The 20,585-nt window shown below is 69.0% G+C and carries 23 protein-coding genes and 1 tRNA gene; 11 read left to right on the plus strand and 13 right to left on the minus strand.

Annotated features, from left to right (window positions below; translation table 11 throughout):
• Positions 1-2: 2 nt before the first annotated feature.
• A complete protein-coding gene (locus QFZ52_RS14530; RefSeq protein WP_307498326.1) occupies positions 3-1,199 on the plus strand; it encodes a cation:proton antiporter in 1,197 nt (398 codons plus the stop codon).
• 43 nt (positions 1,200-1,242) lie between these two features.
• Here QFZ52_RS14530 and QFZ52_RS14535 read toward each other — a convergent pair whose 3' ends face one another.
• Positions 1,243-2,508, minus strand: a complete 1,266-nt coding sequence (locus tag QFZ52_RS14535; protein WP_307498327.1) for an MFS transporter — start codon at positions 2,506-2,508, stop codon at positions 1,243-1,245.
• Between the two features lie 202 nt (positions 2,509-2,710).
• On the opposite strand from QFZ52_RS14535, the gene QFZ52_RS14540 reads away from it, so the two are divergent.
• Complete coding sequence (locus tag QFZ52_RS14540; RefSeq protein WP_307498328.1) at positions 2,711-3,217, plus strand: MarR family winged helix-turn-helix transcriptional regulator; 507 nt, start codon at positions 2,711-2,713, stop codon at positions 3,215-3,217.
• Positions 3,218-3,250: 33 nt separating this feature from the next.
• Here QFZ52_RS14540 and QFZ52_RS14545 read toward each other — a convergent pair whose 3' ends face one another.
• Both QFZ52_RS14545 and QFZ52_RS14550 read right to left on the minus strand, forming a co-directional pair.
• The gene (locus tag QFZ52_RS14545) at positions 3,251-4,462 is read right to left on the minus strand and encodes a low temperature requirement protein A (RefSeq protein WP_307498329.1); all 1,212 of its coding nucleotides are present in this window, start codon (positions 4,460-4,462) and stop codon (positions 3,251-3,253) included.
• A 173-nt stretch (positions 4,463-4,635) separates the two neighbouring features.
• Positions 4,636-5,013: a VOC family protein gene (locus QFZ52_RS14550; protein WP_181282112.1), complete on the minus strand. Its 378-nt coding sequence runs from the start codon at positions 5,011-5,013 to the stop codon at positions 4,636-4,638.
• Positions 5,014-5,138: 125 nt separating this feature from the next.
• Between QFZ52_RS14550 and QFZ52_RS14555 the strand changes: the two genes are divergently transcribed.
• Both QFZ52_RS14555 and QFZ52_RS14560 read left to right on the plus strand, forming a co-directional pair.
• Complete coding sequence (locus tag QFZ52_RS14555) at positions 5,139-6,047, plus strand: sigma-70 family RNA polymerase sigma factor (protein ID WP_307498331.1); 909 nt, start codon at positions 5,139-5,141, stop codon at positions 6,045-6,047.
• A gap of 142 nt (positions 6,048-6,189) precedes the next feature.
• Positions 6,190-6,870 (plus strand): hypothetical protein, encoded by a 681-nt coding sequence (locus QFZ52_RS14560; protein WP_307498332.1) that lies wholly within the window; start codon positions 6,190-6,192, stop codon positions 6,868-6,870.
• A 192-nt stretch (positions 6,871-7,062) separates the two neighbouring features.
• Here the strand turns inward: QFZ52_RS14560 and QFZ52_RS14565 are convergent, their stop codons facing one another.
• Together QFZ52_RS14565 and QFZ52_RS14570 are read right to left on the minus strand one after the other, a co-directional pair.
• Positions 7,063-7,692 carry an SGNH/GDSL hydrolase family protein gene (locus QFZ52_RS14565; protein WP_307498333.1) on the minus strand — a complete coding sequence of 210 codons (630 nt, stop codon included), beginning with the start codon at positions 7,690-7,692 and terminating at the stop codon, positions 7,063-7,065.
• Between the two features lie 141 nt (positions 7,693-7,833).
• Positions 7,834-8,739 (minus strand): LysR family transcriptional regulator, encoded by a 906-nt coding sequence (locus QFZ52_RS14570; protein ID WP_307498334.1) that lies wholly within the window; start codon positions 8,737-8,739, stop codon positions 7,834-7,836.
• Between the two features lie 81 nt (positions 8,740-8,820).
• On the opposite strand from QFZ52_RS14570, the gene QFZ52_RS14575 reads away from it, so the two are divergent.
• The 4 genes from QFZ52_RS14575 to QFZ52_RS14590 all read left to right on the plus strand — a co-directional run bounded on the left by QFZ52_RS14575 (position 8,821) and on the right by QFZ52_RS14590 (position 12,662).
• The gene (locus QFZ52_RS14575) at positions 8,821-10,029 is read left to right on the plus strand and encodes an MFS transporter (protein ID WP_307498335.1); all 1,209 of its coding nucleotides are present in this window, start codon (positions 8,821-8,823) and stop codon (positions 10,027-10,029) included.
• Positions 10,030-10,077: 48 nt separating this feature from the next.
• On the plus strand, positions 10,078-10,818 hold the full coding sequence (locus tag QFZ52_RS14580) for a 3-keto-5-aminohexanoate cleavage protein (protein WP_307498336.1): 741 nt from the start codon (positions 10,078-10,080) through the stop codon (positions 10,816-10,818).
• Positions 10,819-10,897: 79 nt separating this feature from the next.
• The gene (locus QFZ52_RS14585) at positions 10,898-11,710 is read left to right on the plus strand and encodes an SDR family NAD(P)-dependent oxidoreductase (protein ID WP_307498337.1); all 813 of its coding nucleotides are present in this window, start codon (positions 10,898-10,900) and stop codon (positions 11,708-11,710) included.
• 244 nt (positions 11,711-11,954) lie between these two features.
• Complete coding sequence (locus tag QFZ52_RS14590; RefSeq protein WP_307498338.1) at positions 11,955-12,662, plus strand: RraA family protein; 708 nt, start codon at positions 11,955-11,957, stop codon at positions 12,660-12,662.
• A 39-nt stretch (positions 12,663-12,701) separates the two neighbouring features.
• On the opposite strand, the gene QFZ52_RS14595 is transcribed toward QFZ52_RS14590, so the two are convergent.
• Genes QFZ52_RS14595 through QFZ52_RS14605 form a run of 3 tightly spaced genes read right to left on the minus strand, consistent with a single transcriptional unit; the run spans position 12,702 to position 14,659 of the window.
• Positions 12,702-13,601, minus strand: a complete 900-nt coding sequence (locus tag QFZ52_RS14595) for a homocysteine S-methyltransferase family protein (protein WP_307498339.1) — start codon at positions 13,599-13,601, stop codon at positions 12,702-12,704.
• Between the two features lie 2 nt (positions 13,602-13,603).
• Positions 13,604-14,179 (minus strand): dCTP deaminase, encoded by a 576-nt coding sequence (gene dcd, locus QFZ52_RS14600; RefSeq protein ID WP_066213902.1) that lies wholly within the window; start codon positions 14,177-14,179, stop codon positions 13,604-13,606.
• Between the two features lie 24 nt (positions 14,180-14,203).
• Positions 14,204-14,659, minus strand: coding sequence for an SRPBCC family protein (locus QFZ52_RS14605; protein ID WP_066213900.1), 456 nt, complete (start codon positions 14,657-14,659; stop codon positions 14,204-14,206).
• A gap of 203 nt (positions 14,660-14,862) precedes the next feature.
• Here QFZ52_RS14605 and QFZ52_RS14610 point away from each other — a divergent pair, with 203 nt between their 5' ends.
• Both QFZ52_RS14610 and QFZ52_RS14615 read left to right on the plus strand, forming a co-directional pair.
• On the plus strand, positions 14,863-16,299 hold the full coding sequence (locus QFZ52_RS14610; RefSeq protein ID WP_307498341.1) for a M15 family metallopeptidase: 1,437 nt from the start codon (positions 14,863-14,865) through the stop codon (positions 16,297-16,299).
• 89 nt (positions 16,300-16,388) lie between these two features.
• Positions 16,389-16,459, plus strand: a tRNA-Gly gene (locus QFZ52_RS14615).
• A gap of 181 nt (positions 16,460-16,640) precedes the next feature.
• On the opposite strand, the gene rpsN is transcribed toward QFZ52_RS14615, so the two are convergent.
• The 5 genes from rpsN to QFZ52_RS14640 form a co-directional block, all read right to left on the minus strand.
• Entirely contained in the window at positions 16,641-16,946 is a 306-nt protein-coding gene (gene rpsN, locus QFZ52_RS14620; protein WP_307498343.1) for a 30S ribosomal protein S14, read from the minus strand.
• Between the two features lie 2 nt (positions 16,947-16,948).
• Positions 16,949-17,119: a 50S ribosomal protein L33 gene (gene rpmG, locus QFZ52_RS14625; RefSeq protein WP_066213893.1), complete on the minus strand. Its 171-nt coding sequence runs from the start codon at positions 17,117-17,119 to the stop codon at positions 16,949-16,951.
• Positions 17,119-17,355 (minus strand): 50S ribosomal protein L28, encoded by a 237-nt coding sequence (gene rpmB, locus QFZ52_RS14630; protein WP_066214183.1) that lies wholly within the window; start codon positions 17,353-17,355, stop codon positions 17,119-17,121. Before rpmB ends, rpmG begins: the two co-directional genes overlap by 1 nt.
• Positions 17,356-17,662: 307 nt before the next feature.
• Complete coding sequence (locus tag QFZ52_RS14635; protein ID WP_307498345.1) at positions 17,663-18,472, minus strand: SGNH/GDSL hydrolase family protein; 810 nt, start codon at positions 18,470-18,472, stop codon at positions 17,663-17,665.
• A 10-nt stretch (positions 18,473-18,482) separates the two neighbouring features.
• Entirely contained in the window at positions 18,483-18,983 is a 501-nt protein-coding gene (locus tag QFZ52_RS14640) for a MarR family winged helix-turn-helix transcriptional regulator (protein ID WP_307498348.1), read from the minus strand.
• Between the two features lie 237 nt (positions 18,984-19,220).
• On the opposite strand from QFZ52_RS14640, the gene aztD reads away from it, so the two are divergent.
• Positions 19,221-20,546 (plus strand): zinc metallochaperone AztD, encoded by a 1,326-nt coding sequence (aztD, locus tag QFZ52_RS14645; protein ID WP_307498349.1) that lies wholly within the window; start codon positions 19,221-19,223, stop codon positions 20,544-20,546.
• Positions 20,547-20,585 lie beyond the last annotated feature (39 nt).

Raw genomic sequence — 20,585 nt, forward strand, 5'->3', positions numbered from 1 at the left:
CAGTGGACCAACTCGCGGTGACCCTGATCGAGTTGGGGGCCGTGGTCTTCGTACTCGGCCTCCTGGCCCGGCTTGCCGGACGGGTGGGCATGTCCCCCATCCCGTTCTACCTGCTGGGAGGCCTGGGCTTCGGCGCGGGCGGGATCATCCAGCTCGACGGTGTCCGCGAGTTCAGCCACCTTTCGGGCGAGATCGGCGTGATCCTCCTGCTGCTGATGCTCGGCCTAGAGTACACCGCGGATGAGCTTTTCACCGGCCTCAGGAAATCCTGGCAGGCCGGTGTGCTCGACGCCGTGCTGAACGCCATCCCGGGCGCGGCCGTGGCACTCCTGCTCGGCTGGGGTCCGGTCGGCGCGCTCGTGATGGCCGGCGTCACCTACATCTCGTCGTCGGGGATCGCCGCGAAGACCCTCACCGATCTGGGACGGCTCGGCAACCGCGAGACGCCTGTGGTCCTCTCCGTGCTGGTGTTCGAGGACCTCGCCATGGCCGTCTATCTCCCCATCCTGACGGCCACGCTGGCCGGCGTGGGCTTCTTCGGCGGGCTGCAGGCGGTGGCCATCGCGCTGGCGGTCATCACGGTGGTGCTCCTGGTCGCGATGAAGCACGGGCAGCGCGTCTCGGCGATCGTGCACAGCGAGAACGCCGAAGTCTTCCTGCTCACGGTGCTCGGCGCGGCCCTCCTGGTGGCGGGCCTCGCCTCGGCGCTTCAGGTGTCCGCCGCCGTGGGCGCGTTCATGCTGGGCATCGCCATCTCCGGCGCGACGGCGCACAACGCCACCCGGATGCTGGAGCCGCTGCGCGACCTCTTCGCCGCCATCTTCTTCGTGGCGTTCGGCCTCAGCACCGACGCGACGTCCATCCCACCGGTCCTCGGCTGGGCGCTGCTCCTGGCCGTCGCGACCACCGCCACCAAGATGCTCACGGGCTGGTGGGCCGCGGGACGGGCCGGGATCGGCAAGCCGGGTCGCGTGCGCGCGGGCGCGGCGCTCGTGGCGCGCGGCGAGTTCTCCATCGTCATCGCGGGCCTCGCGGTCGCCTCCGGCGCGGTGCCGGGACAGATGGCCGCCCTCGCCTCGTCCTACGTGCTCATCATGGCGGTCCTCGGGCCGCTGATCGCCCGGTTCATCGAAAGCTGGGCCAAGCCCTTCATCAAACCCCGCAAAGCGCCGGTGGCCGGAGCCGGAACCTCGGCCTGAGGTCCGGTTCCGGCCACCGTCGGATCGCTGCGGCGAGTTGGACTCAGGCGGCGAGCGCCTCGTCCGACCGGATCGGGATTCCTGCGCGGGAACGCGCGGCCAGCACCTGGCGGATGCGCCAGGCCGCGAAGATCGCCACCACGCTGATCACCAGGTGCATGATCAGGAACGCGTCCCCGAGTCCCGCACCCAGCAGCACGCCGGCGATCAGCGGGCCGGCCGCGGAGAACGCCGTCTGCAGCGCCGCGACCACGCCCAGGGTCTGGCCGACCATGCCGGCGGGCGCCAGCGACGCCGTGAGCGGGTTCAGCACCGGGCTGTACACCGTCTCCCCCACCGCGAAGATCCCGTACGTCATGACGAACAGCGCCGATGCGATCCCGGGCATGAACTGCGCCACCGAGAGCAGCAGCCAGGACACCAGCCAGACCGAACCGACCGCCATGAGCAGGGTCGCGGCGGGCCGCTTGGCCGTCAGCTTCACGACGACGAGCTGCAGCGCCACGATCACCAGGCAGTTCACGGCCGCGGCGGTTCCGATCACGGACGGTTCGGCGTTCAGCACCGTGAGCGCGTAGGCGGGCAGGCCGGACTCGAACTGGGCGTAGAACCCGAGGGCGAGCGCGATCGTCACGACGGCGGTCCAGCGCATGGCGGGGTCCGCGAAGATGAGCCGCAGGGCGCCACGGCGGCGGCCGCCGTCGTCGAGCGCCTGATCGGTGGTGGAGGCGACGCCGTCGGGCACCGGGGCGGTGCCGCGGCCGAGGCTTCCGGCCAGTGCGATGATCGCCGAGGAGATCACGAAACCGCCGGCGGCCATGAGGAAGCCGACGGTCAGACCGTCGGCGCGGCCGAGGTCGACCACCAGGCCGGCCAGGAACGCGCCCGCGGCCATGCCGAGGGACTCGCCCGTGAATTTGTAGGCGAAGACCTTGCGGCGGTCGGCGCTGGAGGACCACTCGAGCGCGAGGACCTGCTTCGCCGGGACCGCGCCGGCCAGGCCGAGGCCGAACACCAGCATGCCGAGCAGGAAGGTGCCGGGCTCCTGGACGAACATCAGCGAACCGACCGCCACCGCGCCGATCAGCTGTGCCAGCACGGCCACCAGGACCGGGTTGAAGCGGTCCGCGAGCCGCCCGGCCACCGGCGAGGCGAAGAGCGCCCCGAGGGAGAACAGGGAGGCTGCCGCGGCGGCCAGCAGGGCGCCCCAGCCGCGCGTTTCCGCGGCATAGGCGTACTGATAGGGAAGAACGGCTCCCCAGCCGAGAGAACCGATGGCGGACGCGAGGATCAAAAGCTTCGCGCGCATGAGTGCACCCCCTTGGGTCTGATGAAGGAACGATGTCCGCTGACGGACAGGTGGTGTGGTACGCCCTGTGCTCAACAGGCTCTGTGCTCAACAGGACGAGCCGCCCTCATTCCTCCCGGAGTGAGCGCGGCCACATTTATTCGACTTCGAATATTTCGATATCGAAATATTACCACATCGAAGTTCATGAGAGAATCCCTGAATGTCCCCTCGCAAGCCCAGTGCCCAGGAAGAACACCGCCGGAGCGTCGCGGCCTATGTCGCGGCCGGCGGCGAAGAGACCGTGCAGCGGGTCATCACCGCCGTGCAGTCCCTCAACCGGAAGCTGGACCAGTGGTACGCCCGTCAGTTGGCCGATCTGGACGTCACAGCGGGCGAATGGGGCGTGGTCACCGCACTGGTGAAGGCGAAGGAGCCCCTCACGCCGAGTCAGCTCGCGGACCTGAGCAACGTCGCGCCGTCGTCGATGACGCATCGCCTGGACAAGCTCGCGCTGCGCGGACTGGTCGAACGCACGCAGGACCCCGGCAACCGCACCCGCGTGTTCGTGAGCCTCACCGAGGAGGGCCGTCAGCTCTTCAACCTCGCGATCAAGGGGTCGAGCGTCGTGGAGACGGATGTGCTTCAGGACCTCAGCAGCCCGGAGATGAAGGAACTGGCCCGGATGCTGGAGGTCGTGATCGCGCGGCTGGACGACATCGAGGCGTAGGCCGGGCGGCTCACCACCCACCCCGCGGAACGGTCAGGCCCCTGCCCCGTCCGCCTCCTCGAGTTCCTCGATGCGCTCCGACGCCGCCAGGGTGGCCGGCAGCTCCAGCAGCACCACCAGCAGGATCATGACGAGGGAGGCGGCCACCATCGAGCCGAGGGTGTTCTCCCCGGGCACCAGCGCACAGGCCGCCAGGAGCACGGTCAGCACCAGGAAGAGCAGGCTGGTGGGGCGCGGAAGCGACTTCCGCAGCGTGATGAACCAGGTGGTGAGCACGAAGAGCGCGATCGGCACGGTGAGCGTGGCCGCGGCGGCCACCCGGCCCAGCTCGGCGTGCCCGTCCGCGAAGTCGATCGCCACCTCGATCCCCGCCGAGAACGAGGCCGCGGCGGCGAACACCAGGTAGTGGCCGTAGCCGAAGGTCAGCGCGTTCCGGAGGCTGCCGAAGTGCTCGTGATGCTCGCGGGAGAAGTAGATCCACCACATCCCCGCCGCGAGGACCAGGCCACACGCGGCGATCGGCAGCAGGGCTCCGAGATGCTCCTGGGCGGCCGCGGCGTCGACGACCGCACCCGTGGACGCCAGGATCGACTCGCCCAGCACGATCAGGGTGAAGCAGCCGTACCGCTCCGCAATGTGGCTGGGGTGCCAGGGGGTCTTGCGCGCTGTCTCGGCCCACACCGGCACCGACACCTCGGCCAGCACCAGGATCACGAATCCCCAGAACCCGATCTGCCCCGGCAGCAGGAGCCTGAGCAGCCACAGCACCTGGACCACCGCCACCCCGCCGGCGTAACGCAGCGCGGTGACCCTGAGCTCCGGGCTGGACGCCGCGGCGCGGAGCCATTGGCAGACCAGCGGCACCCGCATCACGAGGTACCCCAGGGTCACGACGGTGAAGTCTCCCTCGGACATCGCCGCCCCGACACCGCCGGCCAGGACCAGGGCACCGGCCATCTGGATGATCGTCAGGATGCGGTACAACCAGTCATCCGTGTCGAAGGAGGTGGCGAACCAGGTGAAGTTCATCCACGCCCACCAGATGCCGAAGAACACCAGGAGGAAGGCCACGATCCCCTCCCCCACATGGTTTTCGGCGTAGAAGTGGTGCAGCTGCGCGGAGATCATCGACACCGCCACCACGAACACCAGGTCGAAGAACAGTTCCAGCGGGCTTGCGGCGCGGAACGACTCGAAGGGGTCGCGGGGCGTCATGCGCCGGAGTCCAAGTCGGGCGGTGCTCATGTGCGGTTCTCCCTGCGCGAGGCCGGGGCGGTGCGCCCCGGGTTCCGGATCGGTTCTGCCTCCCACGATAGAGAACCCGCGCAAGCCGACGCCGTTCCTGCCCCGAAAACGCCGATGTCCCCTGGTCCCCGCACTGCGGAACCAGGGGACACCGTGGACTGCACGGCCTCGCTTCAGGCGAAGTTGCCGATTTCCAGGACGAGGCCGCCGGGCGCGCGGACGAAGGCGGCGCGCTGGCCCCATTCGCGGTCGGTGGGCTCCACGAGCGACTCCGCGCCCGCGGTGACGGCCTGCTGGTAGGCGGCGTCGACGTCGTCGGCGACGAAGCTGAGCACGCCCGTGACCCGGGCGGGGTCGGCGACCTCGAGCGGCTGCCCGGGAAGGTGGTTGCCGGCGGCCTCGAGAGTGCCGAAGGCGAGCTTGGTGTCACCCGCGGCGACCTCGGCGTAGCCCTCGCCGTAGACCTGGGTCTGCAGTCCGAAGGCGGTGCCGAAGAACTCGGCGGCGTCCTTGGCGTTGTCGACGTAGAACATGCTCTTGGCGTAGCGCATGGGATTCTCCTTCAGGATCGATACGGGCACTTCCCGCATTCACCCTCTTGACGTCTGGGCGTTCGAAGATGTGACATGGCCAGGGCGGCGCGTCACATCCAGCGCCCACCGGACGTCGAAGAGACATGGAGAACATGGAATCCGAGCTCGAACTCGCCACCCGCTTCGACCAGGAGCGCCCCCGTCTGCTGGGCATCGCCCAGAGGATCCTCGGACCGTCCGGCCCACTCGGCGCCGAGGACGCCGTCCAGGAGGCCTGGTTCCGTCTCGCCCGGCTGGACGACGACGTCGACAACCTCCCTGCCTGGCTCACCACCGTGGTGAGCCGCATCTGTCTCGACGCCCTCCGCTCCCATGCACGGCACGAGGCGCTGGCGGAGACGCTCGCCGGACAGCTCGACGAGGTCGCGCCCGGGCCGGAAGAACAGGCCCAGCTGGACGACTCCCTGAGCGTGGCGCTCCTGGTCGTCCTGGACACGCTGAGCCCGGCGGAGCGGGTCGCGTTCGTCCTCCACGACCTCTTCGGCGCACCGTTCGAGGAGGTCGCCGCGGCCACCGGACGGTCCGCCGCGGCCGCGCGGCAGCTGGCCAGCCGCGCACGACGCCGGGTGCGCGGCCAGGCCGGACCGGAGCCGTCGGCGTCGTCGGACGACCTCCCTGAGAGCCCGACGGCGGACGCCGCCGACGGAGCACGGGCACCCCGGGAGGTGGTCGAGGCGTTCATGACGGCGGCGAAGGGCGGCGACCTGGCCGCGCTGGTCAGGCTGCTGGATCCCGACGTCGTCATGACCTCGGATGCGGCCGCCGCGGCGATGGGTTCCCCGGCCCTCAAACTCGGACGGGACGAGGTCTCCGGTTTCTTCAACGGCAAGGCCAAGGCCGCCCGCTTCGCGATGCTCGGCGGCGAACCCGGCCTCGTGTGGCAGTACCGCGGCGTGGTCCAGGTGGCGTTCACCTTCCAGCTCCGCGACGGCGTCATCCATGCGGTGCGCCTGATCGGCGACCGCGAGGAACTGGACCGTCTGACGGCGTAGAGCGCTGCGCCGCGCGCCTGACCCGGTCTTGTGTGCTCAGTTGTTGCGGGTCATTCCGTCGAGAACCCGCAACAACTGAGCACACAACCGTCCATGGCCGGCCGGTCCCCATCCCCGCGGCCGGATCGGGGAGACTGGGACCATGGACGAGATCCTCGCCGCCATCCCCGCCGGAGCCGACCACCACCAGGCCGAACGCGCGTTCCGCTCCGCCGGGTGGACGCCGTGCGGCGCGGGCGACTGGGCCATCGCCTTGCGGTCCCCGGACGGACACCTGGCCGCACGGATCAGCCCCTTCGACCCGACCGGCCCGTACACCGCGGCGCTGTACCGGGCGGCCGCTCACACGGGTCAGGTCCCCCGGCTGCACGCACACCGCAGGCTTGCCGGGGGTGGGGACCTTCAGATCATGGAGTGGCTCGCTCCGGCGTCCGAGCACGAGGCCGCGGGCTTTCTCCGGGCCGTTTCAGAGGGCACGGCACCCGCTGAGGACCTCTCCCGGATCGTCCGCGAAGTGCACGCTCAAGCGGTCGCGGACCTGCCCTGGTGTGGCCCGCTGGACGAGAACCCGGCCAATGTCATGCGCGGCGACGACGGCCGCCTCGTGGTGACGGACCTCTTCTACGCCGATGGCCCCGCACTCTACGCCCAGGCCGCGGAGGACCCGGAGGCGTTCGTGGCGAGGATGCCGGAGGAGGAGCGCCGCTTCATGACGGAGATCCCTCTCGCGACTTCCGGTCCCTGGCCCGACGCCGAGCGGATGGCCCTGCGCGCTGCCCTCGCGGAGGCCGACAGGAGGAAGTCTCGGGGGACGAGCGCCTAGCTGGGAACCCGCTGATCCACGGGTTGAGCGAGCAGGCCCAGACGCCTTCCGAGGTGTGCCAGGGGACGTTTCAGGCGGTCGCCGTCACGTTCCATCCTGCACTAGCCGTCGAGACATTCAGATGACGGATGCGCGGGCGACCGCGCCGCGCCCTCGGCCTGGTGCGCTCTCGCAGTGAACCGGAAGCGAGCGTCAAGGACGTTCCTCGAGTACGCCCAGACCCAGGGCAAGCAGCGTGGTGTTGGCCATCTCGCGATGACCCACGCTGTTCGGATGGGTGTGATCGTCCATCCAGGGAGTCGGGAGCGCTTGACCGAAACGCTCCTGCCAATGCCGCTCGTGGTCGACGAGAGTAGCCCCGAGCGCACTGGCGACGCGGCGCACACGCTCCGCGTAGCGCGGCAGTGCGCGGCGACGGTTCTCGGGGGCGTCGGGCAATGTGAGAACCGGGGTGTGAAGCACGACCTGGGCCCCTAGTTCCTGGGCCTGGCGGGAGAGGGCCGCCAACTGGGTTTCGAATTCATCCAAGTGTCCGACTCCCGAGTGCGCGTCGTTCGTGCCAAGCGCGATGCTGACCACCTGCGGAGCGAATCGGCCGATCAAATGATCGAATCGATCCGCGATGAGGGGAACAGTCCAACCCGAAACGCCCGTGTTGATCACGACGTCGTCGAGGCGGTCACATTCCCATCGAATGCGCTCGTGCACCAGCTCGACCCAGGAGCGCGCTCCGTGCGTGTGATACACGCCTTGCGTGATGCTGTCGCCGGTGAAGACCCAGGTTGCACCGGCAGGCAGGGAAGAAAAGTCCGTGTGCGTCATGTCGGCGGTAACGGCTGTGATCCGCGCCCTATTCCGTTTGCGGTCGTGCTGGACCGCGGCTCAGCAAGGCGCCACTCGTTGGGCCTCTTGATGTCTCAGCGCTCGAGGATGCTCGCGGCTCACACCCGCCGAAACCGATCCTCATTCCCGCCTGGCCGTGGAGGGCCCGTCAAGTGAACCCCGCTTTGGCAGCACGCATGCCAGAAAGGCATCTCTTTGCGGACTGGACTGCTCGGGGCGCCAGGCGAGCCCTAGGCCGAGATGCGGGGAGGGTGTCAGCTTCCGCGTCACGAGTCCCCTGACGCGGCCGACCCTCGCCCGGTCCAGCAGACCAATACCCCCGTTAGCGCGCACCGCCGCGAGAATGTTGTCGGCGTCGGGCTCGCTTCGCAGCACTGGGCGGATGCCCGCGCCGAAAAGCTCCTGGAGGAGCGCGTCGTGTGCCCCAGGGGCCTGCTTCCGGGGCCAGAAGATCAAGGTCTCTTCAGCCAGATCAGCGGCGTTCAGGACGCGCCGCCGCGCCAAGGGGTGATGAGCAGGCAGTACCGCGACGATCTCCGAGACGCCGAGCTGGTCGACACGGACCCCCTGTTGGGAGACAGGCATGCGGACGAGCGCGGCATCGATGTCGCCGCGCACGAGTTGTTCAAGATTCCACGACGTCCATCCTGCCTCGGTCTGCACCTCCACCCCGGGATGCAGCCTCTGGAATTCGGTCACCAACGCACGGCCGACGGCATCACCATCGGATCGAGTCAGTGCCAGGCGCAGGACGCCTGAGGCTCCACGGCCGATAGCGATGACCTCGTTGCGCAGAGCCTCATAGGAGGACAGCACTGCGGCCCCGCCGCTCGCCAGCCGACGTCCGGGCTCCGTGAGGCGGACGCCCTGGGCATCACGCTCACAAAGCATCACCCCGAGCTCGGACTCGAGACGTTTGATCTGCTGGGAGAGTGCGGGCTGCGACAACCGCAGCCGCGTCGCAGCGCGACCGAAATGCAGTTCTTCCGCCAGAGCCAGGAAGTACTCCAGCCGTTCGAGCTTCACCCTCGCAGTATAAGCACCGCTTATCACGCGAGTGGCGATCAGTCTTGGACGGCATGGCCTGCCGGCCGCCACGGTGGTGAGGTGACTATTCCGCAGCTCCCTCAATCACCGGCCCGGACTCCGTGGTCGCAGCACACACTTCTGTACGCCCTGTTCTTCCTCATGGGCGCCGAACTATTCCTCATCTCCCCACTCCTGGCCACGATCGCCGCCGACTTCCGCGTCCCGGACGGAGAGGCGGCGTGGACGGTGAGCGGATATGTCCTCGGCTATGCGCTGTCGAGCCCGGTGCTCGCCGCGCTGACTGACCGCCGACGCCGGCGCACAGTCATCCTCGCAGGCGCCGCGCTCTTCGCCGTCGGGGACGTGGCCTGCGCTTCGGCGCCCTCGGCACCCCTGCTCGCTCTCGCCCACGCGCTGAGCGGTGTCGGCGGTGGCTTGGCCGCCCCGGCCGTCTGGGCGTATCTCGGGGAAACCGCCTCAGCGGATCAGCGTGGCCGCGCCATCGCGATGGGAGCCGCGTCATACGCCGCCGGCCAGATCCTCGGCGTGCCACTCGGGACCTTTCTCTCCGCACATCTCGGCTGGCGGGTGGCGTTTCTCGCGATCTCCGCAGGAGTCATCATGGTGGCGGCCTTGATCGCCCTGCGGCTGAAGGAACCAGACCCTGCTGACCGCCGGCGCCTTCGTCCTCGCGAGGCGATCCGTCACTCCCTCGGCCTATGGACGCGCCGCCCGTTCACCACCGTCCTCACCGCCACGGCGCTCAGCCAGGCCGCACGAATCGGAACCTACAGCTACATCGGCGTCCTGTTCGCGGATCGCTTCGGTTTCACCCTCACCGAACTGGGGACGCTTGGCGCGATCGTCGGCGTGGGATCCCTCAGCGGTTCACTCGCGATCGGTCCTGTCATCGATGTGTGGCATCGCCGAGGTCGATCGATCCCGTTCCTGCTCGGAGCCTGCGCATTCCTGCTCGCGATCGCGATCGGGATCGCTCTCACGACGTCGTCCCTCGCGGTCGCCATCCCCGTGCTCTTCCTCTGGTGCGCTGCCGGGGGCGCCTGCTTCAGCACCACCCAGGCATTTCTCTCGCTCCGGTTCTCGGACGCCCGGGCCGCCGCCGTCAGCTGGAACAACGCGGCGATGAACGGCGGCGTCGCCCTCGGCACGGCGGCGCTCGGGACAGCCGCCGTCGGCTCGGCGACATTCGACATGATTGCGATCGCCCTCGCACTGGCAGCTGCCATCGCAGCCGCAATGGCCGGTCAGCGACGCCGGGTCCCGTGATGGCTGCCAACGGTGTGTGTGCAAGACGGTGTGTGCAAGACTGGCCGCATGCGCTTGAAAGCCTGCATCAACGGTGCGAGGCGGCCCACCGAACATCCGGAGTTGCCGGTCTCAGCGGGACAGATGGCAGCGGACGCGCTGGCGGTCCTTTCGGCGGGTGCGGACGGCATCCATCTTCACGTGAAGGATGAGCACGGTGTGGACACGCTCGCTGCCCAGCCGTTGGCCCTGGTTCTCGACGCGGTGAGCGACAAGGCCCCAGGCCTGCCCCTCGGAGTGACGACGGGTGCGTGGACGCTGCCCGATCCGGCCGCTCGGATCGCCGCCATCCGGTCCTGGGACAAGTGGCCTGACTTCGCGTCGGTCAACTGGCACGAGGATGGTGCCGACGAGGTGGCCAGGGCACTACTGGATCTCGGGGTCGACGTTGAAGCCGGGCTGTGGCATGAGGCCGCAGTGGACCGGTGGGCCAGATCGCCTGTCCGTGACGACTGTGTGCGGGTCCTGCTCGAGCTTCCCGATGGTCCGGGCCCCTCCGCCACCGCAGCGATGGCTCGGCGATTGCTCGCCCACGTTGAACGCGTGGCAGGCGACCAGCTGCCGGTTCTCCTTCACGGCGAAGGAAGCAGCTGCTGGCCGGCCTTGAAAGAAGCCGCGCGGCTGGGGCTGCCCACACGCATCGGCCTGGAGGACACCTTGGTGTTGCCGGACGGCAGTCCCGCACCCGATAACGCTGCACTTGTGCATGCTGCGCTGCGGCTGATCGACGCAGAGCGCTCGCTAGGATGAGGCAAACGGGGCGGATGGCATGTTTTCGCGGCCCCCGTTGGAACCAGTGCACCATCACCAGGCATCTGAAAGGGACATCATGACTCACTCGAACCGCCCCCTGGCTGTCGTCACCGGGGCGACCGGAGGAATCGGCCGCGACATCTGCCGCCTGCTGGCCCGCGAGGGTTACGACATCGTGGCGCAGTACAACTCCCAGCACGACAGGGCCGAGCAGCTGAAGAGTTCTCTCGAAGAGCTCGGAGCGCACTGCGCCACGGTGTCCTGCGACCTGGGAACCCCCGAAGCCGTCGACGCCGTGGACGCCGCCGTCGCGGAAGCGCTCAGGAGCACCGGCGGCGAGCTCAAGGCGCTCGTCAACAACGCGGCGATGCTCCTCGGGCCGTCGCTGAACAGCGCCACCCACGAGCAGTTCGACGCCTACATGGCCGTGAACGTGCGCGCCCCCTTCTTCCTGGCGCAGAGGCTTTCGCTCCGGATGCCGCCGGGCGGGTCGATCGTCAACGTGTCCTCCGCCGGGGTGCACTTCTCCTGCCCCGACGACATCGTGTACGCGATGGGCAAGGCCGCGCTTGAATCCATGGCGTTCCACGCGGCCGAGTCACTGGCGGAACGCGGGGTCCGCATCAACGCGGTGATCCCCGGGTTCACCGACAACGGTCACGAACTGTTCAGCATCCCCGAGGCCCGCGCCCACATGTCGACGTTCGCGGTGCAGGGCGACGTCGCGGCCCCGTCCGTGGTGGCCGAGGCCGTGCTGTTCCTCGTGTCCGACCGGGCGTCACGGACCACCGGGACCACTCTCGACGTCAGCGGCGGCAGCACCCTGGGAGCGAGGCCGCGCTCCGCGGAGAAGCTGACCCTCCTGGCCTTGCAGGGCCAGGGCGCCTGACGGAGGCGCGACGCCGGCGGCGACCTCGCGTTGCGTGCTCAGTTGTTGCGGGTACCGGGACGGATCACCCGCAACAACTGAGCACACAACGGGTGATGGCCCCGATCCCGTGGCCAGTGATTCCAACTGGCTACATCTTTCAAGGCCATTTTCGGCGAGACTGGCTTCCTGGCGCTGCGCCGGTACCCCTCGGGAACGCCCTGCGGCGCGAAGGATCCCGGATCGTGAAGGAGCCCCACTCGGCATGGACCGTGAACAGCTGCGACAGGCCTATCAGGACCTCAGCACCCCGCACGTCGCCGACGCGTGCCTGCGTCTCGGCGTCGAGGTCCGCTGTGCCCCCACCGGCACGAAAGCGCCCTGGGAAGGGGCCGTCGTCGTCGGCCGCGCCCGGCCGGTGCAGCACTTCGGCAGCGCCGACATCTTCCTCGAAGTGATCAACGGCGCCGAAGCCGGCGACGTCCTGGTCGTGGACAACGGCGGCCGCGTGGATGAGGCGTGCGTCGGCGACCTGGTCGCCCTCGAAGCCGGCCAGGCGGGACTGGCCGGCGTGGTCATCTGGGGCCTGCACCGCGACACCTCGGAGCTCCGGGCGATCCAGCTGCCGGTCTTCAGCCTGGGAGCGATGCCGGCCGGGCCGCAGCGCCTCGACCTGCGGACCGCGGACGCGATGGCATCGGCACGGATCGGCGATCACGTGATCACGGCGGAGGACTTCGTCCTGGGCGACGACGACGGCGTCCTCTTCGTCCCGCTCGACCGCGCCGCCGAAGTGGCGGAGACCGCCGCGGCGATCCGCGAGACCGAACGAGGCCAGGCCCTCAGGATGCTCCAGGGCACGAGCCTGAGGCAGCAGACCGATTTCGACGGATACCTCGCGGCCCGCTCCGCGGACCCGGATCTGACGTTCCGCCGCTACCTCCGGGCGGTCGGTGCGGAGATCGAGGAGTAGGCAGGGGCCCGGGCGGACAGCCCGCGGCGCCCCGACGAGTCAGCTCAGCCGTTCCCGCAGGACCTCGAGATGCTCCGGACCGATCCCGCAGCATCCCCCGATGATCGACGCGCCCTGCTCGCGCCAGCGCTCCGCCCAGCTCAGGTACCCGGCCGGGTCGAGATCCTCGCGGAGTTCGTCGAGGCCGTCATTCGCCGTCGCGTCCTCGGGCTGCGGCGGGAAGGCGTTCGCGTACACGCCGAGCTCCAGCTCAGCCCCCAGCCGCTCGACGACGGCGCCCGCCTCAGCGAGTGCCGCCCCCATGACCTCGGGCCGGCTGCAGTTGAACAGCAGTGCCGCGGCTCCCAGGGCGACGGCCGTCTCGGCGGCCTCGGCCACACTTTCCCCGGAGCGCAGCACGGCCGGGCCGTCCTCCTGCTCGTCGCGCAGGGTGAACGAGATCCAGAAGGGGAGGCCGTCCTCGGGAAGTCCGGCCTTCACGGCACGGGCTTCGGCGAGGGATCCCTGGGTCTCGGCCAGCCAGAGGTCCACGTGCCCGGACAGACCCGCCACCAGGGGAGCCAGCACCTCCGGCGCGCGCTCGGCGTCGAAGAGATCGGGGCGGTAGGAGCCGAACAGCGGCGGCAGGGAGCCCGCGACGCGCACGCCCGGGGCTCCGGCGTCGTCGGCCGCAGCACGCGCCAATCGCCCCGCGCGGTCGGCGAGTGTCCGGGCCTGGGCGGCGAAGACGTCCTCACCCAGGTGGAAGGGGACGAGGGCGTAGCTGTCGGTGGTGATGACCCGCGCGCCGGCGCCGATGAAGTCCTCGTGGACGGCCTGGACGTGCTCCGGCGCTTCCATGAGGGCGAGCGCGGACCATTCGGGCTGCCGGAACGGGGCGCCTCGGCGGGCCAGCTCACGGCCCATGCCGCCGTCCAGCAGTGTCAGAGCGACGGACACCCTCAGATGTCCGTCCGGTGGAAGTTCAGGTGGCTGCGGGACGCGGTGGGACCGCGCTGGCCCTGGTACCGGTTGCCGTACTCACGGGAGCCGTACGGGTGTTCGGCGGCCGAGGTGAGCTGGAAGAAGCAGAGCTGGCCGATCTTCATGCCGGGCCACAGCTTGATGGGCAGGGTCGCGACGTTGGAGAGCTCCAGGGTGACGTGGCCGGAGAATCCGGGGTCGATGAACCCGGCGGTCGAGTGCGTCAGCAGGCCGAGCCGGCCCAGCGAGGACTTGCCTTCGAGGCGTGCCGCGATGTCGTTCGGAAGCGTCACCGTCTCGTAGGTGGAGCCGAGCACGAATTCGCCGGGGTGCAGGATGAAGGGTTCGTCGCCGTCCACCTCGACCAGACGCGTCAGCTCGGGCTGCTCCTGCGCCGGATCGATGTGCGCGTATTTGTGGTTGTCGAAGAGGCGGAAGAACCGGTCCAGCCGGACATCGACGCTGGAGGGCTGCACCATGGAGGGCTCGAAGGGGTCCAGAGCGATGCGCCCTGCGGCCAGTTCGGATCGGATGTCGCGGTCAGAGATCAGCACAGTCTCAAAAATACCGCACCGGGCTCAGGCCACGCGTTCCAGAGGCGTCTCGAGGACTTCTTTGAGACGCTCCAGCTGGCGGACCTCCTGTTCGAGGATGCGCTGGGAATCGCGCCAGTAGAAGCGGCGGAAGCCACGCGGCGTGAAGTCGAGCGCGTACCGCACGCGGGTGGAGTCGCCTTCGGTGCTCAGGTAGTAGCCGCCGCGAGTGCCCACCGGCCCGTACAGCACGGCGAATTCCAGCTCGGCGCCGCTGCGGGAGGCGGTGATCCGGTAGGTGCCGGGGATGCTGCTGGCCGAGCTGTGCTCATACGACTGCTGGTAGACGGCTCCCACGGCGCCCGGGGACCCGCTGCGCAGGATCACGGAGCGCAGACCTTCCCTCCAACGGGGATTGTTCGCGCCGTCCGCCAGGAAGCTGAAGACAGAGAGCGCATCACAACGGATGAGCACATCATGCGAAGCATGCACCACTGCCATAGTCCTTCCTCGAGAGTCGTCAACAGCCCGTATCCCCCGATCAAGGCACAAAAAAGAATACGTTTCACTTGCAGGTACAACCAGGACTTCCGGCCAGGTTTTACCGAATGGTTATCCCCTGTCACGCTGAACGCCTCCCCCGCGCCCCTTCCACCCGGCGGAAAACAAGGGGATGATGAGCCTGACTGCACAGGGGGTTGCTCATGTCCGAATCCGTTCACGTGTCCGCATCGTCACCTGCCCGCAGACCGCGCAGACTGCGCCTGCTGGCCGCCGCGGCCGCCGTCGCCGCGCTGACTCTGGGCTTCACGACGCCGGCGCACGCCACCGGCAACCCCCTTCCGTCCGCGGACCCCTCGCCGTCCGCGTCGAGCATCGCGGTGCTGGTCAACAAACAGCGCCCCCTCAATCCGAGCCAGTACTACCCGTCCGATCTGGTGAATTTCCGTGGCACGGGATACTCTCTCCGCCGCGAGGCCGCCACGGCGCTGAACAACCTCTTCACGGCGGCCGGCGCAGCGGGGCGGTCCCTCACCGTCGTCAGCGCGTTCCGGAGCTATCAGACCCAGGTCAGCACCTACAACTACTACGTCAGCCAGTACGGCGAGGCGTACGCCAACACCATCTCCGCCCGGCCCGGTTACAGCGAGCACCAGACGGGCCTGGCCGTCGACGTCGGCAACACCTACAACTGCGGCCTCAGCACCTGCTTCGGCAGCACCCCGGAGGGCCAGTGGGTCGCGGCCAACGCCTGGCGCTTCGGCTTCATCGTGCGGTACCCGAACGGTTACACCGGCACCACGGGCTACGCCTACGAACCCTGGCATCTGCGGTACGTCGGCGGCGATGTCTCCTCGGACATGCGCGCCCGGAAGATCCCGACCCTGGAGCAGTACTTCTCCGGCAGCCCTGCCCGCGCGGCCACGGTCAAAAGCGGCGGCGACATCCTGGCGGTGGACAGCTCGGGCGCCCTGCGGCTCTACCGGGGCGTCAACGGGACGGTGACGCTCGTCGGGACCGTCAGTAACGGCTGGTCCGGGTTCCGGGAGGGTCACCTCGTGGACTGGACCGGCGATGGGATCTACGACATCGTGGCCGTCACCAAGGACGGGCGCCTCATGCTGTACCGGGGCGGCGGACAGGGTGGATTCGCGGCGGGCCAGCAGATCGGCAGCGGCTGGGGACCCATGACCCTGGCCATCGGACGTCTCAAGGCCGGGCAGCGACCGGGGATCGTCGCCTACAACGCCACCGGGTACCTCTACCACTACGCCAACCCGACGGGCGGCGCCCCTGCGGCCGCCACGTACATCGGGGCCGGCTGGAAGGGCGCGGCCCTCTCGCTGACAGATTTCACCGGCGACGGCCAGACCGACCTCATGGCACGGATGCCCAATGGCACGCTCCGCGCCTACCCGGGCAACGGCACGGGAACAGTGCGAGGCTTCTCCACGGTCGGCAGCGGCTGGCAGGGCTACACGAGCATCTTCGCGGACTACGGATTCGCGGGCGCCGGGAGCCGGGGACTGATGACCCGCCAGGCGAACGGCGGGCTGGTCTACCACGGGTTCCGGAACGGCCAGTGGCTCGCTCCACGGACGGTCGGCTGGGGCTGGGGGCCGCTGAACATCTTCCGCTGAGCGGCGGTTTCAGCGCTCTGGACCGGATTCGCACCGGACGGCCGGCTGCGCTAAGCTGAGGCGTGCTGCCACGGCTTGACCGTGGCTCCGGGGCTGTAGCTCAATGGTAGAGCACCTGCTTCCCAAGCAGGTGACGCGGGTTCGATTCCCGTCAGCCCCTCGTTTCCGAAGGCCCCCACTCCTCGAGTGGGGGCCTTTCGCGTGCCCGGCCGGGGCAGGCCCGGCCGGCGGCCCGGACCCGGGGGCGCGGACCCGCACCCGGGCACGCGAAAGGCCGGCCATCCATGCGGATGACCGGCCTTTCAGTCTCAGGTGGAAGCGACCCTCAGAGGGTCACGGTCCTACCAGGAAGACTTGGTGATGCCCGGCAGCTCGCCCTTGTGGGCCATGTCGCGGAAGCGAACACGGGAGATGCCGAACTTCTGGAAGGTGCCACGGGGGCGGCCATCGATGGCGTCGCGGTTGCGGACGCGGATGGGGGAAGCGTTGCGGGGCAGCTTCTGCAGACCCAGGCGGGCCTCCTCGCGTGCCTCGTCCGACGCGTTCGGGTCGACCAGGGTCTTCTTGAGCTCGAGGCGCTTGGCAGCGTAGCGCTCAACGATGACCTTGCGCTGCTCGTTACGAGCAATCTTGGACTTCTTCGCCATGTTTAGCGCTCCTCTCGGAATTCGACGTGCTGGCGCACAACCGGGTCGTACTTCTTCAGGACCAGACGGTCCGGGTCGTTACGACGGTTCTTGCGCGTCACGTAGGTGTAGCCGGTGCCCGCGGTGGACTTCAGCTTGATGATCGGACGTACGTCCTTGTCCTTCTTTGCCATTAGAGCTTCACCCCACGAGCCAGAATCTCGGCGACAACAGCGTCGATACCGCGCTGGTCGATGACCTTGATGCCCTTGGCAGAAACCTGCAGGGTCACGTTACGGCGCAGGGACGGAACCCAGTAGCGCTTCTTCTGGATGTTCGGGTCGAACCGACGCTTGTTGCGGCGGTGCGAGTGCGAAATGCTGTGCCCGAAGCCCGGCTCGGCCCCAGTCACCTGGCAGTGTGCTGCCATGATCGACTCCTCGATGTTCAGTGATACCGGGAGGGTTTTCCTTCCCGGGCGCCGCCGTCGCGTCCACGCACGTCACCCCTGAAAGGATGAGCACGGGAAACAGAAATGGCTGACTTGAGCCCCTAACTACCGGCGAGCTTGACCGCGAGGTCCGCTGCAAGCCGGAGCAATCAGGCACACTTCACACAACTGAGCGCCTATCAAGTCTACGGGGCCGCGTCAATTAAGGCCAATCAGCGTGTTTCGCCCGCACGACGACGGCGGGCGGCGCGGCAGTCGCGACCGGCCGGCCGGCGCGGTCCCCGGCTCAGTCGCCCAGACCGCGCGGGTCCACCAGGTGAGGGTAGCGGGGGCTCAGCGAATCCCCGGAGGAAGTCCCCGTCAGACGGCGTTTGACCCACGGCACGGCCTCGTCGCGCGTCCACGCCGCGTTGGCCTTGAGCGCCTCGGCCCGCGGAACCACGGGCGCCGCCGGGAGGAGGGGAGGCGTGAACGGCCCCGGCTCCGCGCCAGGCGTCTGGATCCCGCGCAGGCGATGGAACACCCGCTCGGCCATGTTCTGATGCCCGAGCGTGGACATGTGCATCCGGTCGACGCCCCAAAGGCGCCAGTCGTTGTATTCCGCGAAGCGCCAGTAGTCCACCACGATCGCGCCATGGTCTTCAGCGATGCCCCGGACCAGCTCGTTGTAGATCGCCGTCCGGCCGCGCATGGCGCCGAACACCTTGGAGGAACGCGCGTCGAAGCCGGTGAAGAGCAGCACCTGCGCACCGGAATCCCGGAGGCGGGCGACGGCCCGACCGTAGTCGGCCAGGAGCGCGTCGATGTCGATCTTGGGCCGGAGGATGTCGTTGGCGCCGGAGTAGATGCTCACGAGCGTGGGTTTCATCGCGAGCGCAGGCTCGATCTGCTCAGCCAGGATCCCGCGCATCTTGCGCCCGCGGATCGCCAGGTTCGCGTAACCGACCCCGCCGTCGTCGGCCGCTTCCCCGGCCAACAGCGCGGCGAAACGGTCCGCCCAGCCGCGCACGCCGTTCGGGCGGGTGGGGTCGATGTCGCCGACGCCCTCCGTGAAGGAGTCGCCCAGTGCCACGTAACGGGTGGTGAAGTCGGTCATGGTCCTTCTTTCAGTGGCCTTCCTGGAGTTCCCGGCCCTCACGGAGGATCCAGTGGTCGCAGTTGAGGCGTTCCACGATCCGTTCGCCGACGCGGGCCAGGTCTTCCACATCCTGCTCGTCCAGCGCGTCGAACACCAGCTCCCGCACCACTTCGACGTGTTCCGGGGCGAGCCGGGCCAGGGTCTGGAAGCCCTCGTCCGTCAGATGCGCCACGGTCACCCGGGCGTCCTCAGGATGCGACTCCCGCTGGACCCAGCCGCGTCCCTGGAGCTTCGTCACGACATGCGAGAGGCGGGAGAGCGACGCGGACGTCCGCGCGGCCAGTTCGCTCATGGCCAGATACCGTCCGTCGGCCTCGGAGAGCATGGCCAGGACGTTGTAGTCAAACAGGGAGAGACGGCCCCGCGTATTGAGGTCCGTGTCCAGCGCCGCGGGCAGGAGCGTGCTCACGCTCACCACCGCCAGCCAGGCGCGCCGCTCAGCCGGCGAGAGCCACCGTACATCCTTCATAGGGAGATTCTATGTGCACTGACGGGCGAGGTCAGGGCCGGATTCCGCGGTCCGGCATCAAGGGCACGGGAGCGGCGGCCGGGGCGGCCCGGCCTTTCGGATTCATCGCGACTTCATCGCGACACGAGCGGGGTCCTGGACCACGGACGACGCGTATCGTCCGGACGCCCACCCCGCCCCCACGTCACGAACCACCGTCGAGTTGAAGAGATAATGAGAATCATTATCATTTAACGAATGACACGCACCCTCTTGAAACACGCCCCTGCCCACCCCCTCCCGGACTCGCACCGCGCCAAGCACTGGCTCGCGCTCACCGTGCCGGCCGCCGTCGTCGGGCTGCTGCTCACCGGCTGCGGCACCCCGGCGCCCGCCGCCGGGCCCTCCACTACGAGCACGTCGACGGCTAGCGCGAAACCGCGCGAGGCGGCCGGACCGACCCCGCGGCTCGTCCTCAGCCACGACGGCGGCCTCACCGTCCTCGATGCGAAGACGCTCAAGCCCGTGGGCGGCGCCGAACTCGACGGCTTCCTCCGCCTCAATCCCGCCGGGGACGGCCGCCACGTGCTCGTCTCGACCGGGGACGCCTTCCGGGTGTTCGACGCCGGGGCCTGGTCCGAGCCGCACGGCGACCACTCGCACCACTACACCTCCGCCCCGCGCCTGACCGACCGCGCCTTCCCCGCCGACCACGCCGGTCACGTCGTGCGGCACGCCGGACGGACGGTCCTGTTCAGCGACGGCTCCGGCAAGGTCGAGTCCTTCGATCCGAAGACCCTCACGGAGGCGCTGAAGACCGGCCTGCCCACCACCTCCGTCTACACCACGCCGCATCCCCATCACGGCGTGGCGGTCGAGCTGTCCGACGGGAAGCTCCTGGTGACCCGCGGCGACGAGAAGTCCCGCAGCGGCATCTCCGTGCTCGGTCCCGCTCCGAAGGGCGGCAGCAGCCAGGACCGCCCCGAGCTGCTGAAGAACGACGACTGCCCCGGCGTGCACGGTGAAGCGGTTGCGGCGGAGGAGGCCGTGGTGGTCGGTTGCCAGGACGGCATGCTGATCTACCGCGACGGGAAGATCACCAAGGTCGACAGCCCGGACTCCTACGGCCGCTTAGGCAACCAGGCCGGATCGGAGAAGTCGCCCGTGATCCTCGGCGACTACAAAGTGGACCGTGACGCGACCCTGGAGCGCCCCACCCGCGTCTCTCTCGTGGACACCAGGACGGCCACCCTGCGGCTGGTCGAGCTGGGGACCAGCTACTCGTTCCGTTCCCTCGGCCGCGGACCCGCCGGGGAAGCGCTCGTGCTCGGCACCGACGGCGGCCTGCGCGTGATCGACCCGACCACCGGGAAGATCTCCGCGACCATCCCCGTGGTCGGCGCCTGGACCGAATCGGAGACCTGGCAGGACCCCCGCCCGACGCTCCACGTCCGCGGCGGCACCGCCTACGTGACCGAGCCCGGAAAGCGCACCCTGCACACCGTCGATCTCGCCACGCGCAAGGTCAGCGGAAGCACGCAGCTGGAGCACGTCCCCAACGAGGTGACCAGCATCGACGGCTGACACACGGCCACACGAAGCCGTGTGACGTGGCCCCGCCGG

Origin of the sequence: Arthrobacter woluwensis, from assembly GCF_030816155.1 — a bacterium.
GTDB classification, from domain to species: Bacteria; Actinomycetota; Actinomycetes; order Actinomycetales; family Micrococcaceae; genus Arthrobacter_E; species Arthrobacter_E woluwensis_A.